Origin of the sequence: Ruminococcus sp. (genome assembly GCF_045129435.1) — a bacterium.
Lineage (GTDB): Bacteria > Bacillota > Clostridia > Oscillospirales > Acutalibacteraceae > Ruminococcoides.
This window is the reverse complement of the sequence record NZ_JBGVJL010000064.1, coordinates 1-14851: the sequence shown is the minus strand read 5'-3', so window position 1 is coordinate 14851 and position 14851 is coordinate 1. Positions and strand designations below refer to the sequence as shown.

Below are 14851 nucleotides of genomic sequence, written 5' to 3'. Positions count from 1 at the left end.
GCTTGAACACAACAGCGAAAGCCTTATAATTGCGATAGCAACATAAAAAATCATTATTCTTTATTAATGAATTGTTTCTTTTAAATGGCTGTCGCCTGTTTTGACAAACTTTGCTTTAGCACACAAACAGCGTTGCTGTTTGTGCCTTGCAAATTGCAATGAAAACAACTTTTCTTGGGCGTTGCCCAAACCCACGAGCCTTTAAAAAGGCTCGACCTAAATTTTATGTTAATTACCCGAAGTTTTCTGCTAAACCATAATTTCCCCAACTCTCGAAAAAGAACCATAAAACGAAAAGCTCTCTTTACGCAAATAAAGAGAGCTTTTAATGTTATGATAAATATAAAATTTTGGCTGAAAAGCTTATTCAAGCTCAAGTGCTTCCTCAATAGCGTAAGAAAGCTGGTCAGGGCAAGAAGTACCTCTGCCACGGCAATCAATGCCTTTGAGCCTTTTTACAGCCTCCTCAGCGTCCATGCCCTTTACAAGAGCACAAATTCCCTGAGTATTGCCTGAACAGCCACCGATAAATTCGCAAGAGGTGATTACACCGTCATTGATTTCGAGGTTAATCTGTCTTGAGCAAACACCCTTTGGAATGTATGTATATGTCATAAAAATACCTCCTTAAAACATTTCAAATGTATAATAACACATTTCTTTAAAAAAATCTATAAATTTTTAAAATATGTGTCGATTTTTAAAATTAGTGTGATATAATAATGGGTACGAATGATGTAGATGTGAGTGGCAACCGAAAAGTTTTCAACGTTTTAAAATAAGAATGTTGAAAGTTTTAACCATAAAGATTGGTAAACTTTTTATTATTGAAATATTATTTACTCAACTACATCTTATTTTACGGTATATGAAAAATTTGGTCTGAGGTATATGAAATGTCTATGAAAATTAATCTTGGTGCTTGGAATTCAATATTTGCAGTTCCGTCATCTGTTGTAGATGAGGGACTGAAGTTTTCGGACGGCGTAAAGCTGAAGGTGCTTTTGTATCTTTTAAGGCATAGCGGAGAAAATATGAGCGAGAGCGACATCAGTAAGGCTACTGGTGTGAACGAAACTGACATTCCCGAGGCTGTTGAGTATTGGGTGTCGAGAGGTATTTTCTGCGAAAACAACGGTACATATGAGCCTGAAAGGGCAAGTAATGCCCAGTCACAGCCAGTTGCAGAGCCTAAACAAACGGTACAAAGACATAGTGCTGCAGAGGAAATTCCTGCTGCTTCCGCTCAGCCTGAAAAGCCTGTTACACCGCATATAGTGGCAAAGCCACAGCGACCTGACTATGTGTATGTGGCTCAACAGCTTGCGGTTGACGAGGAATTTAAAATGCTTGTAAATGAGGCTCAGACAGCTCTTAGCAAGCCTCTTTCAAACTCTGACGCATCCTCTTTACTTATGCTCAAGAACACCTGCGGTCTGCCTTGCGAGGTTATCATAATGCTCATTCAGTACTGCATAAGCATTGGTAAATCAAACATCAGGGCGATTGAAAATATGGGTGTGCGTTGGTCTGACTGCGGTGTATTCTCGATTGAAGCGGCTGAGAATAAAATTAAGCAGGCTCATCTTGCAAGCCAGAGCTTTAATGTTGTAAAGGCGGCATTCGGACTTACAAATACAGGCTCTCCGTCACCTAATCAGCTGAAATATTCCGACTGCTGGGTGAACGAGTGGAAGTTCTCTCAGGAAATGCTCAGAGAAGCTTATAACAGGTGCATTGATAAAAAGAATACCTGCGATTTCAGATACATAAACGGCATTTTGCAACGCTGGAATTCGGCAGGTATCCGCAATACCGATGAACTGAGAATTTACGAAAACCGCCCTGCAAAGCCAAACGGACGAAAGGGCAGTCAGAATTCTTCATATAATATTAACGATTTGCAGAGATTGGACACAATCGACAGTATTTAAGTGTGGTGAAATTTTATGGGATACAGCAAGGAAATTTACAAGGCTACTAAGGCCAAAATGGAAGAAAGGCGTACTAATGCCGAGCGTAAGGCTGACAGAATCAGGGAAGAGGTTTACAGACGAGTTCCGCAGATTGAACAGCTTGAAAAGCAGATTTCCTCCTGCGGTATTCTGGCTGTTCGTGCCGTATTAAACGGTGGCGATGTAAAGTCCGCCACACAGGATTTGAAAAGCAAAAGTCTTGCAATGCAGAATGAGGTAAAAAAGCTTCTAGTGCAGAACGGTTATGATGAAAACTGCTTTGAACCACAATACAGCTGTAAATTCTGCAAGGATACCGGCTATGTTGAAAAGGACGGCAGAACAGTATATTGTAATTGCTTTAAAAGACTCCTTGTGGCTACCGCCTGCGAGGAGCTTAACCGCACAGCACCACTCAGGCTCTCTACCTTTGACAGCTTTAATCTTGACTACTACAGCCATCAGGTTGATAAAGAAAGCGGAGTTTCTCCGTATGATAAAATGCAGAAGATTTATAACTTCTGCGTTCAGTATGCAAAAACCTTTACAACCAACTCAAAGAGTATTTTAATGCGTGGCGGTACAGGTCTTGGTAAAACGCATCTTTCACTTGCCATTGCAAATGAGGTGACAAGACGAGGTTTTGGCGTGATTTATGTATCGGCTCCTATGCTGATGTCAACGCTAAGCAATATGCACTTCTCAAAGGACAGCAGTGACAGCGAGTACTTTGATATGCTTGCTAAATGCGATTTGTTGATTATTGACGACCTCGGCACAGAATTTCCAAACCAGTTTTCAACCACCCAGTTCTATAATCTGTGTAATTCAAGAATGTTACTTAACAAGCCTTTTATTATAAATACCAACCTTTCAATTAATGAGCTTGAAAAAACCTACACCGCAAGATTTGTTTCGAGAATTTACGGCGAGGGAATACGACTTAACTTTGTCGGTGACGATATAAGACTGAGAAAAAGTCTGTAAAAAGCAAAAAATTGCAGAAAGACAGAGATTATTAAAAGAAAATATAATTCTGTAAAAGAAATATTACTAAATACTTTTTAATTGTTCCTGTCTTTTTCTTGTTTTTTCAAAACTTATTTAAAATTTATTGCTAAGAAAAACCCAGTAGAATAGCCACTTTCTCATTACTTAAAAACTTTTTTGAAAATTTTTGAAATTTTTTTCAAAAAAGTGTTGACAAAATAGACCTTGTGCTATATAATAAATATCGTTGATTGCGAGAGCGAAAGCGAAAGCGGTTAAAACATTGAGGAATAGTGTAACGGTAGCACGACAGACTCTGACTCTGTTTGTTGGGGTTCGAATCCCTATTCCTCAGCCAATATAGCCCCGAGTAATCGGGGCTATTTTACTCAATCGAGGTGTAGCGCAGTTTGGTAGCGTACATCGTTCGGGACGATGGGGTCGCAAGTTCGAATCTTGTCACCTCGACCACATTTATACGCCGAGTCAGTCACGACTTGGCGTATTTTTAATTAAAAATCATTTGGAGGCTATTTTATGAAAAAGGTAATTTCACTTGCAACTGTTTTTGTACTTTGTCTTACAGCTCTTACAGCATTTGCCGGTTGCTCAGGCAGCAAAGAGGTTGACCTCAAAACAGTTCTTTCAGACATCAACTCACAGTATTCTTTAAGCCTTAAAGAGCTTTCAGATGTAAATGACCTCAAGAAATACTACAGTATTGATACTGAAGATGTTAAGCAGTTTGCCGCTGAAATCAATTCAGACAGCAACTCAAGAGTAGAAATCGTACTTGTAGAGGCTGTTGACGCAGATGCAGCCACAAGAGTAAACGAGGCTCTCTCTAAGACCTACACATCTATTGTTACTCAGTACTCAGGCTACAACGCTGAAAAGCTTCCTATGGTAGAGGCTTGCAAGGTTACTCAGGACGGCAACTATGTTACTATGATTGTTGCAGACCAGGGCCCTGAAATTCTTGAAACATTCTACGGCTACATAAAATAAAATCGTCATACTATACGGGCGGACTTAGTTCGCCCGTTTTCTGTGTTATTAAATAATTAATTGGGAATATTGCTATGGTACAATCAGAATTACAAAAACAATTTTCACATATGAATAAAATGCAGCAGCAGGCTGTTTTTTGTACGGAAGGTCCTCTGCTCATTCTTGCCGGTGCAGGTTCGGGCAAAACAACTGTGCTCGTAAACAGAATTGCCTATATTTTGCAGTCTGGGCTTTGCAAGCCTTGGCAGATACTTGCCATTACCTTTACCAATAAAGCGGCAGGAGAGCTGAAAGAGAGAATCTGCAATGCTGTGCCTGACGGCGGTGCTGACATATGGGCGGCTACCTTCCACTCAACCTGTGCGAGAATTTTGAGAAGATACGGCGACAGAATCGGTTTTTCAAGTCATTTTACGGTTTACGGCACTGACGATCAGAAAAAACTTGTTAAGGACATTTTAAAGCAGCTAAATTATGACGAAAAAATGCTTCCGGTAAAAAAGGTGCTCGCTGAGATTTCGAGAGCAAAGGATAAAATGCTCACACCGCAGGAAATGCTCAAGCAGGCAGGCTATGACAATCTCAAGCAGTCGGTTGCAAAGGTGTACGAGGTGTACCAGTCAAGACTTAAAACCGCTGATGCTATGGACTTTGACGATATGCTGTGCAATACAGTTCATCTTTTTGAAACCTGTCCTGATGTACTTGAGAATTATCAGAATCAGTTCAAGTACATTATGGTTGACGAGTATCAGGATACCAACAAGGTGCAGTACAAGTTTGTAAGTATGCTTGCCGCAAAGTACGGCAACATCTGCGTTGTAGGTGATGATGACCAGAGTATTTACAAATTCAGAGGTGCTACCATTGAGAATATTCTCTCGTTTGAAAACACCTTTAAGGGTGCTAAAATGATAAGACTTGAGCAGAATTACCGCAGTACCCAAAATATTCTTAACGCTGCAAACGGCGTTATTTCCAATAACACAATGCGTAAGGGCAAAACTTTGTGGACTGAAAATGCTGTGGGCGACAAAATTGAGGTGCATACCTCCGACTCAGAGCGTGACGAGGCTCAGTTTATTGCCAAAACTATTCTTGACGGCGTGGCAGAGGGCAGAAAATTTTCGGACTTTGCTATTCTTTACAGAATGAATGCTCAGTCAAACTCCATTGAGCAGGCATTGTCAAGGAGTGGTATTCCACACAGAGTAATCGGTGGCAGACGCTTCTATGACAGAGAAGAAATTCGTGATATGGTAGCTTATTTGCAGGTTATCAACAACCCTCACGATGATGTAAGACTCAGCAGAATTATTAATGTGCCTAAGCGTGGAATCGGCGGTACTACTCTTGAGAGAGCCGCTGAGATTGCCGCAGGACTCGGCGAGAGCATTTATACAGTTATTGAAGAGGCAGACTCTTACCCTCAGCTTGCAAGAGCGGCTGCTAAGCTTAAAAGCTTTGTATCGCTGATTGACGGACTTATGGAGGCTGAGCAGAGCGGAGATTATACTCTTGCAGAATTGTATAATCTTATTCTTGAACACACAGATTACGAAAAATACTTAAAAACCGAAAAAGATAATCCCGATGTGAGAATTGAAAACATCGAGGAGCTTTCTTCAAATATCATCAAGTTTGAGGAGGACTATGCCGAAGAGGCTTCACTCTCAAACTTCCTTGAGGAAATTTCTTTGCAGACTGATATAGATAATTACGATGCCGAGGCAGATTCGTCCGTTATGATGACCTTGCACAGTGCAAAGGGACTTGAGTTTCCGGTGGTGTTCATTGCAGGTATGGAAGAAGGAGTGTTCCCATCTATTGCCACAATTATGAATCCTGATGAGCTTAACGAGGAACGCAGACTTGCATATGTTGGCATTACAAGAGCCAAGGAAAAGCTTTATATTACCAAGGCTAAGGCAAGAATGCTTATGGGTCACACAAGCTACAACAAGGCTTCCCGCTTTGTAAATGAAATTCCGCCTGAGCTTCTCAATTATACAGGAGAGAGAAAAACCTTTGCCACACAAAACGGTTTTTCATCTTCAAGCCATATAAGTATCGGTGCAGGAGCAGGCTCAAAATATCCTAACAAAAGCTTTAATACCTTTACAAAGCCTGCCGTAAAGTCGGGTACTGTGTATAAGGTTGGCGACAGCGTGTTCCATAAGGTTTTTGGCAAGGGTATGATTATGAAAACCGAAAAAATGGGCAACGATACTATGCTTGAGGTTGCTTTCGATAAAGCGGGCACAAAAACTCTTATGGCTAATTTCAGTAAAATGGAAAAAATCTGATGAGGTGATTTTCTATGAAAGCTTTGGCAAAAACCTTTATGTGCGTGGCTATGGCTGCATATTCGGCGGTTGCGGTTTCGGGCTGCAACTCTGATTCCGAGTCATCTGCTACAACTGCACCGCAGACTACAAATTCTACTGCTGCCACTACTCAGGCACTCACCACAATGCCTTCAACAGCAGATGAAGTTCCGTCAAATCCTGCAATGAATTATAACAAATTAAAGCAGGACTCTGACACTGTGCAGGCAAAGTTTGACAATGCTTTGGTAAAAAATAAATTCAAGGGCACTGTGTATTACAAAATCGGCAATGATTTTGAATATATCGGCAACAACGGTTATGCCGATAAGGGCACTCATACATATAATTCACTCAATACAAATTATTACATTGGCTCACTTACAAAGCAGTTTACCGCAACAGCAATTATGCTTTTGCAGCAGGATGAAAAACTGAGTACGGATGATAAGCTTGATAAATATTATCCTGACTACAAATACGGCTCTGACCTTACAATCCGCAACTTGCTTACAATGACTACAGGCTTGCCGGATTATCTTGGCAAGTCGGCAGAGGGTGTAAGGGCAAATAAAGCAGAGTTTGATGTAAAAGAAAATAATTCTGCAAAAGAAAATCATAAAATAGTGCTTGATTGGATACTTTCGCAGGATATTGAAAGCTCAGACGAGGACAAATACAGCTACTCAAATTCCGACTATTTTATTCTTGGCGATATAATAGAAAAAGTAAGCGGCAAAAGCTACGAGGAATATGTTAAGGAAAATATCTTAGAACCACTTGGTATGGCATCTACAACTTTTGAGTCAACAGACCAGCTTGCTACAGGCTATCAGGATATTTTTGATGATGAGTGGAATATTTATCCAGGTGTAGCGTATTCGTCAAGCGGTATGATTTCAAATCTGAGTGATTTGTTAAAATGGACCGAGGCTATTACGGGAAATGATTTTCTGAGTGTTGAATCTAAGGAAGAAATGTTTACTCCATACAAGTCCGGATTTGCCTATGGACTCTATGTTGATGAGTACGGCAACTACTATTGTGACGCTAATTTCTATAGATTTAATGCGAGAATTTTATTTGCTCAGGACAGCAGTAAGGTATTTATAGCTTTTTCAAACTATACCCAGTCAAATCCGCTTACTATAAGCAAAAAGCTTGACGAAATTTTAGTGCCTTATTTAAAATAAAAGCTTGTTGATTCTCAAGCTTTCAACGCCGGATTATAGCTAAATATTTAGTTTTTCAATAGTTGTGGTAAATTATGGTTTAGCGAATTTAGGCTTCCCCTCTAGGGGAAGCTGTCACGCAAGTGACTGATGAGGTGTTGAACTCGTTAAGAGTTCACTTATATCAAAGTTTAGATTAAGAAAAACGCCGTAAACGGCGACACCTCATTCGTCATTTTCTTACGAAAATGCCACCTTCCCCTTGTAGGGGAAGGCTTGGAATTTCCCGACAGTTTTGTAGTATAAACCATAATTTATCAATATTACCCCAATATTTATTCACAATTAAATTAAACCTTCATAAAATGTAATGTTACAGAGCGTAAGCCTGTTAATACTTTTATGGAGGTTATTTTTATGCCAGATGTTTCGTACGGCACATCACCACGGCAGTCGGGCAATGAATCGTCTGCCGAAAACAGATGTACAGACGCAGTATGTATAAATGCAAGCCGTATTTATGACAGCTGTGGTTCAAAGGATTGCCTGAGTAATCTTACCGTTTATTTTACTCCTTGCAATCAGACAGTAATCAATAATGCTTCGTCGGTAAAAATCTGCAAGGCAAGCGTTATCACCGCTGAATTAAGCGTTGAGCCTGTGGCTTTTCATCGTGGCTATTATGCAGTAGATGTTACATTCTTCTTTGATATTTCTCTTGAGGCATACAGCTGTGGCTGTTCAATTCCGAGCAAGGTAAACGGTCTTGCCGTTTACGGCAAGAGGGCTGTTCTTTACGGCAGTGAAGCAAGCACAAGAAGCTTTTCAAGCGATGAATGTGTAATGTGTGCCGAAAAGAATACTTCATGCACATATTCCGCATTTTTGCCAAAGGCAACTGTACAGATTTCCGAGCCGATGGCACTTTCTGCAAAGCTTGTAAAGGGCTGTGTTCCGCCACTTCCATGTGTGCCGATTCCTGAATGTGTAATAACATACTTTGGTGACGATTTTGCTTGTTCCGGCACAGCAAGTGTGAATGCTACTATCGGTATTTTCACCATTACTCAGCTTGAGCGGAATGTGCAAATTATGATTCCGTCTTATGATTTTTGTATTCCACGCAAGGAATGTAAGCCTACAAGTGATGACCCTTGCGAGGTATTCAGCAAGGTTGAATTCCCTAATGAGTCATTTTTCCCGCCTAACGCCAGAGCAGAGGAAAAGGAAAAGTACAATTTTGAATGTAGCTGTAACGGCTGACATAAAAATGCACCTCCAAAAGCGTTTGACTTTTGGGGTGCGTTTTTTTGCGGTTCTATACCAAGTGCTTTAAATATAGCATATTTAGAAACAGATTTTTATAATTCTTATTTTGAAAAATCCCATTCACTCAGTTCTTCACCTTTTACGATGAAAGCTTTATTTGAAATTTTAGCAAGTGGAGTGTCGCTGTAGCTGTCCGAATAAAATTCATTAATTTCAGCATTACCGAATTTTTCTCTGTAGCGTCTTACCTTTTCTTCACCATGACAATTTATTCCGTTGTATTTGCCTGTGTTTTTATCTACATTTGATGCCATAAGGTGAGCAATTCCAAGATTTTTGCAGGCAGGCTCAAGCAAAAAGTACGGTGATGCCGAGATTATTACATCATCAGGTCTTTGCTGATTTTTGTAGAAATTTTTTATCCTGCCGATATGACTTTCCCAAAAGTCGGGAATATCCTTTTCAAGGTCGCAATATGTAAGAAAACGATACATTTTTTCCTTGAATTGTGTCTTTGTGCCGATTTTAAATACATAGAATTTAATAAAAGCACCGATTAAAGATGGGGCAAGGAGCAGAATTTTTTTATGCCTTTTAAGGGAGAAAATGTAAAAGTCGGCGGTAGAATCACCGTCATATATTGTTTTGTCAAAGTCATATACATTCATAAATAAACCTCTTAGTTAAATATTATCTAAATAAATACTTATATTTTATAATTAATTTTCAAGTTTTGCAATATGTGTGTTCACCTAATAATCACCTATTTTCGGCATACTTACTGTTGCTTTTTACCTTGAAATATAGTATAGTATAATGTGAGTAATAATATAGGAGAAAAGCTGTGTTCGGTTATTTACAGATAGAAAAAGAAGAGCTTCTTGTAAAGGAATTTGAAACTTACAAGGCTATTTACTGCGGACTTTGCAAGCAGATGGGCAAGGACTATTCGTTCTGGACAAGGGTTACATTAAGCTATGACTGCACATTTTACGCAATGCTTTTAATGTCGCTTCATTCCTCTTGCAGTGGATTTAGGCGTGGCAGATGTACCTGCAATCCGCTTAAAAGCTGCAACTTTGCCTACAGTAAAAATGACGATTACTCAAAGGCGGCGGCTTTTTCGATTATTACTGTTTATTATAAAATTATTGACGATATTAACGACAGCGGCTTTTTTAAATCGTTGCTGTTCAGAATGGCAAAGCCGTTTATTTCGCATCAGCGTAAAAAGGCTAAAAAGCGTTATCCCCGGATTGACGAATATGTGGGAGATATGATGCAAAGGCAGGCTGAAATTGAAAAGGATAAAAATTCATCTGTGGATATTTCGGCTGACCCTACCGCTGTTATGCTCGGTAAAATTCTTGCAGAGGACGGAAAAGACGAAATCGAAAGCCGAGTGCTTTACGAATTTGGCTACAATCTCGGCAGGTGGATATATCTTATAGATGCCGCCGATGATATTGAAAAGGATATGGAGTCGCATAATTTCAATCCGTTTGTTGAAAATGATACTAAGGCGGACAGCGACCTTATTTGTGTAACGCTCAATCAATGCCTTGCAAGAGCGTATGATGCGTATATTTTACTTGATATAAAACCTTTTAAGGGAATACTCGACAATATGATGCTCAGAGGTTTCCCGAAAATGCAGAATAAAATTACAAGCAAAAACAAGAACTGCTCAGAGTGCAATTCTGAGCCTGAGAAAGGAAGTAAAGATGAACAATCCTTATGAGGTACTTGGCGTATCAGAGAATGCCAGCGATGAAGAAATTAAGGCAGCCTACAGAAAGCTTGCTAAAAAATATCATCCTGATAACTATGCCGATAGTCCGCTTGCAGATGTTGCCGAGCAGAAAATGAAGGAAATCAATGAGGCTTACGATACTATTAATCAGCTCAGACAAAAGGGAAGAGGTACAGGCTCTTCGTCAAGTTCTGCCGGCGGATATTCTCATCAATCAACAAGATTTCACGGTGTAAGAATTTACATTCAGAGAAATATGATAAACGAAGCCGAGCAGATACTCGACAACACCGAGCAGCAGTATCGTGACGCCGAATGGCATTACCTCAAGGGTATGTGTGCATACCGCAAGGGCTGGGCAAATCAAGCTTATTCTTACTTTACACAGGCTGTAAATATGGACCCTAACAATCAGGAGTACAGAGCGGCACTTAATAATATGAACAATCAAAGAGCATATAACTACGGCGGCTACACTCAGGGTACACCAAACACAGGTGACGGTGCTATGTGTGATTACTGCACTACCTGCCTATGTGTAAACTGCCTAACAAACTGCTTGTGCAACTGTTGCAGAATGGGATGTTAATATGAAAAAAACATCGGGTTTATCAAAAACCACCTTCAAGGTCACAATTTCAGGTGTGCTGTCCGCACTTGCACTTGTAATGATGATGCTAACCTCTTTAGTGCCACTCGGAACATTTGCGTTTCCTTGTATGGCAGGAATTGTGCTTATGGTGGTTGTGGTTGAGGCAGGTCACAAATGGGCGTGGGGAGCGTTTGTGTGTGTGGCATTGCTCTCACTTTTCCTTGCAGGCGACAAGGAAGCGGTGGTGTACTACATTATGTTTTTTGGTTACTATCCAATAATTAAGGGTGCAATCGAAGGCAAAATCAAAACCAGAGCCGTACAGCTTGTGCTTAAATATGCGGTGTTCAATGTTGCGGTGATTGGTGCATTTTTTATTGCGGCATTTCTGCTTGCCGTGCCTATGGAGGAATATACCATTGCAGGTTTGTATGTACCATGGTTGTTCTTGCTTGCAGGCAATGTATTTTTCTTTATATACGATTTAGCCGCAACAAAACTGATTACATACTATATAGTAGTACTCAGAAACAAGCTTATCAAGCCTAAGTACAGGAAATAACAGAGGGGTTAATTATGAAAAAAGTCAGCGTTAAAAAGTTAATAGTTCCAATGCTCGTGGCTATGCTGCTGGTTTTTTCTGTGCCGGCAAATGCAGCGGAGATTTCCGATACTTCGCAGTCTGTGAGTGCAAGCGTGTATGCCGGTGCGGCAGGCTATGTTAATGATGATGGAGTAAATCTTCGCTCAGGTGCAGGTACAAGCTATAGCGTTGTGACTGTAATGCCATATAAAACAGAGTTTACATTTGATGACGCTACGCTATACAACGGCGAATGGTACAAAATCACACTTTCAAGCGGCATTAAGGGATATATTTATTACGAATATGCTACTGTAAGCGATACTACCACAACCCTTGGTTCGGGATACATAACCGGCAGTGATGTAAATATGAGGTCGGGTGCGGGTACAGATTATTCTATAGTTGCCACTCTTGACTACGGTACAAAGCTTACCGCTATTTCTAAAAGCGGTAATTGGTATTACATTGAGCTTTCAGACGGCACAAGAGGATATGTTTATGCTGACTATGTAAAACTCAATACTGACGAACCGCAAAAAAGCGGCCTTTCCAAGACAAGCCTTAGTATGTACAGAGGCAACTACAGTACTTTGTATGTAAATGGTGCGAAAAGTGTAAGTTTTTCTTCCTCAAATTCAAGCGTTGTGTCTGTCACCTCTGACGGACTTTTATATGCAAATGCTACGGGTTATGCGGTAATTACTGCAAGATATGACGGAGTGTCGGAATCTTGCAATGTAACAGTTACAAGCGGAAGCTATGTTGGCATTTCCGATTCAACAGTTAATATTAATAAAGGTAAATCTGTTTTCCTCACAACCGATTCATATGTTGACTGGAAAACTTCAAATTCAAATGTCGCTACAGTAAGTGACGGCGTTGTATATGCTAAGAGCGAGGGTGTTGCGGTAATTTCAGCCGAAACAAGCTATGGTGCAGGCACTTGCATTGTGACTGTAAGCAAGTCTGCTCCTGTTCGTTTCGTTTATGCTACGCCGAACTCTGCACCGCTCAACAGTCTTGTAAAGCTTAAAGCAATTACCGACAACACAAAAAGAGGTTTGTATTTTACAATTACAAACGGCAGTGAGAGCTACACTCTCCACGCTGACTCTTTAGAAAAAGACGGCAATAATATAATTTGGTCTGCCGGTATTGTGCTTAACTCATCAGGCAAATGGGACTACACAGCCTATTCGCTTGCCGAGGATGAAAGCTATTACAGAACAACCGAGGACGATGCCGAGGGTGAGGTATTTGTAACCTCATCAACCGACACTACAACTGCGGTATATGGCGAACGCAGGGCAAGTGACGATATTATTTCCCTTATAGCAAATTATGAAGGCTTTTTGCCGAATGTAACACCTGACTATATCACAGGTGACGCAACTGTCGGCTACGGCAAGGTTGTATGGTCGGGCGAACAATTTTATAATAATCTTTCACAAACCGAGGCATATGCTTACCTTTGCCAGACTGTAAACAGCGGTGGTTACACAACAAGGGTTAATAATTTTATGCTTGCAAACAATGTAAAATGTAATCAGCAGCAGTTTGATGCACTTGTGTGCTTTACATATAATGTAGGTGCTTATGCACTTGATAATGACAGCGATTTGTCGGATACCTTACTCAACACTACTTCACAAGCTACAGTAAAACCAGCCGCAAATGCACAGGGTTATGTAAGCGGTGACAGCGTTAATCTGAGAAGCGGTGCATCAACTTCATACTCTGTAGTGACAGTTATGTCTTATGGTACAAGCTTTACCTTTGTTGACGGCATACTTTATAATGACAGTTGGTATAAAATCAAGCTCAGCGACGGCACAGTCGGATATATTTATTCCGATTACGCATCTGTTATGTCAGCAAGCAGAAGTCTTGACGATGTCAGCAAGTCGGCGTATGCAAAAAATTTCTTTGCCTATCACCATGCGGCAGGCAGCTGCTATGAGGGACTTTTGTACAGACGAGTTGATGAAGCAGAAATATTTTTCTTTGGTGACTACACAAGGGACGGCTATTTGAATAAATACGGCTTTAGCTATACCTGTGCAAGCAACCCGAGCTTTGGATTATGATTTTAAGGCTTTCAAATCAGAAAGACTTTAGCAGAATTATATAATTTTGAAAGGGAGTATTATAATGAAGAAAATTGGTTTTATTGGTGCAGGAAATATGGCTACTGCTATTATTGGCAGTCTTATGTCACAGAATGAGGGCAAGGCTGATTTTATCAATGTGTTTGACCTCGACAACGAAAAGTGCGACATTATGAGCAAAAAGGGCATTAGCATCAAAGCTTCGGCTGTTGAGGTTATGCTTGCAAGTGACATTACTGTTCTTGCCGTTAAGCCACAGAACTACCCTGAGGTGCTTGAGATGTTGAAGTCGGAGGTTACCGAGGATAAGGTTTTTGTGTCTATTGCGGCAGGTATTTCCATTGCATATGTACAGAATCTTCTCGATTGTAAATGCCCTGTAGTAAGAGTTATGCCAAATACTCCGCTTTTACTTGGCAAGGGTGCATCTGCTCTCTGTCCATCTGATAATATTTCTGATGAGGATAAGGAAATTGTTTATAATATGTTTGCGGGCAGCGGTGTATGCGAATACATCACAGAGGATCATATGAACGAGATTATCTCTGTAAATGGCAGCAGTCCTGCATATATTTACCTTTTTGCAAAGGCTATGGCTGACTATGCAGAGGAATGTGGCATAGATTATGACAAGGCCATGAACCTTATTTGTGCTACTCTTGAGGGTTCTGCTAAAATGCTCAAGGAGAGTGGCGACAGTGCCGATACTCTCATTAAAAAGGTAAGTTCAAAGGGTGGTACTACCATTGCCGCACTTGAAGCAATGGAAAGCCTTGGCTTTTATGATGCAGTTAAAAAGGGTATGGCTGCCTGCACAAAGAGAGCCGAGGAGCTTGGCAAGTAATTTTTAAAGCCTGTTTGCATACAGACAAAGCATTTCGCATATTTTTATTTAGGATAATTATATGGAGGAATGTTTTGTGAAAGGCTTTATATTTTCGTTAAAAAGAAAAACAGATATGATTTCAAGCGGCAGATTTTCACTTTCGCCACAGGATATTAAATATTACATAAAACGCTACGGAATTTATGCCTTGTTTATTTTTGTGCTGATTGTCGGACTTGCCTGCGGTACGGTTTATGCCGTG

At 40.3% G+C, this 14851-nt stretch carries 13 protein-coding genes and 2 tRNA genes; 13 read left to right on the top strand and 2 right to left on the bottom strand.

Going from position 1 to position 14851, the window contains the following annotated elements:
* Window positions 1-363: 363 nt before the first annotated feature.
* Window positions 364-615 carry a TIGR03905 family TSCPD domain-containing protein gene (locus ACJMMI_RS03185; RefSeq protein WP_405353476.1) on the bottom strand — a complete coding sequence of 84 codons (252 nt, stop codon included), beginning with the start codon at window positions 613-615 and terminating at the stop codon, window positions 364-366.
* Between the two features lie 281 nt (window positions 616-896).
* On the opposite strand from ACJMMI_RS03185, the gene ACJMMI_RS03180 reads away from it, so the two are divergent.
* The 8 genes from ACJMMI_RS03180 (at window position 897) to ACJMMI_RS03145 (ending at window position 8718) form a co-directional block, all read left to right on the top strand.
* The gene (locus tag ACJMMI_RS03180) at window positions 897-1934 is read left to right on the top strand and encodes a DnaD domain protein (protein ID WP_405353474.1); all 1038 of its coding nucleotides are present in this window, start codon (window positions 897-899) and stop codon (window positions 1932-1934) included.
* A gap of 15 nt (window positions 1935-1949) precedes the next feature.
* Entirely contained in the window at window positions 1950-2942 is a 993-nt protein-coding gene (locus tag ACJMMI_RS03175) for an ATP-binding protein (protein WP_405353471.1), read from the top strand.
* 287 nt (window positions 2943-3229) lie between these two features.
* Window positions 3230-3303: transfer RNA gene (locus ACJMMI_RS03170), tRNA-Gln, on the top strand.
* A gap of 36 nt (window positions 3304-3339) precedes the next feature.
* A tRNA-Pro gene (locus ACJMMI_RS03165) sits at window positions 3340-3416 on the top strand.
* A gap of 66 nt (window positions 3417-3482) precedes the next feature.
* Window positions 3483-3953, top strand: coding sequence for a DUF4358 domain-containing protein (locus ACJMMI_RS03160; RefSeq protein WP_405353470.1), 471 nt, complete (start codon window positions 3483-3485; stop codon window positions 3951-3953).
* Window positions 3954-4027: 74 nt separating this feature from the next.
* Complete coding sequence (locus tag ACJMMI_RS03155; RefSeq protein ID WP_405353467.1) at window positions 4028-6262, top strand: ATP-dependent helicase; 2235 nt, start codon at window positions 4028-4030, stop codon at window positions 6260-6262.
* A gap of 14 nt (window positions 6263-6276) precedes the next feature.
* Window positions 6277-7476 (top strand): serine hydrolase domain-containing protein, encoded by a 1200-nt coding sequence (locus ACJMMI_RS03150; RefSeq protein WP_405353466.1) that lies wholly within the window; start codon window positions 6277-6279, stop codon window positions 7474-7476.
* Window positions 7477-7872: 396 nt separating this feature from the next.
* Window positions 7873-8718: a hypothetical protein gene (locus ACJMMI_RS03145; protein ID WP_405353463.1), complete on the top strand. Its 846-nt coding sequence runs from the start codon at window positions 7873-7875 to the stop codon at window positions 8716-8718.
* Between the two features lie 107 nt (window positions 8719-8825).
* Here ACJMMI_RS03145 and ACJMMI_RS03140 read toward each other — a convergent pair whose 3' ends face one another.
* Window positions 8826-9392, bottom strand: a complete 567-nt coding sequence (locus ACJMMI_RS03140; RefSeq protein ID WP_405353461.1) for an HAD-IB family phosphatase — start codon at window positions 9390-9392, stop codon at window positions 8826-8828.
* Between the two features lie 176 nt (window positions 9393-9568).
* Between ACJMMI_RS03140 and ACJMMI_RS03135 the strand changes: the two genes are divergently transcribed.
* The 5 genes from ACJMMI_RS03135 (at window position 9569) to proC (ending at window position 14607) form a co-directional block, all read left to right on the top strand.
* A complete protein-coding gene (locus ACJMMI_RS03135; RefSeq protein WP_405353458.1) occupies window positions 9569-10465 on the top strand; it encodes a DUF5685 family protein in 897 nt (298 codons plus the stop codon).
* A complete protein-coding gene (locus tag ACJMMI_RS03130) occupies window positions 10449-11066 on the top strand; it encodes a DnaJ domain-containing protein (RefSeq protein WP_405353455.1) in 618 nt (205 codons plus the stop codon). Before ACJMMI_RS03135 ends, ACJMMI_RS03130 begins: the two co-directional genes overlap by 17 nt.
* A 1-nt stretch (window position 11067) precedes the next feature.
* The gene (locus ACJMMI_RS03125) at window positions 11068-11631 is read left to right on the top strand and encodes a hypothetical protein (RefSeq protein ID WP_405353453.1); all 564 of its coding nucleotides are present in this window, start codon (window positions 11068-11070) and stop codon (window positions 11629-11631) included.
* A gap of 14 nt (window positions 11632-11645) precedes the next feature.
* Entirely contained in the window at window positions 11646-13742 is a 2097-nt protein-coding gene (locus ACJMMI_RS03120; RefSeq protein WP_405353450.1) for an SH3 domain-containing protein, read from the top strand.
* A gap of 64 nt (window positions 13743-13806) precedes the next feature.
* Window positions 13807-14607, top strand: a complete 801-nt coding sequence (proC, locus tag ACJMMI_RS03115; RefSeq protein ID WP_405353449.1) for a pyrroline-5-carboxylate reductase — start codon at window positions 13807-13809, stop codon at window positions 14605-14607.
* The last annotated feature ends 244 nt before the right edge of the window (window positions 14608-14851 follow it).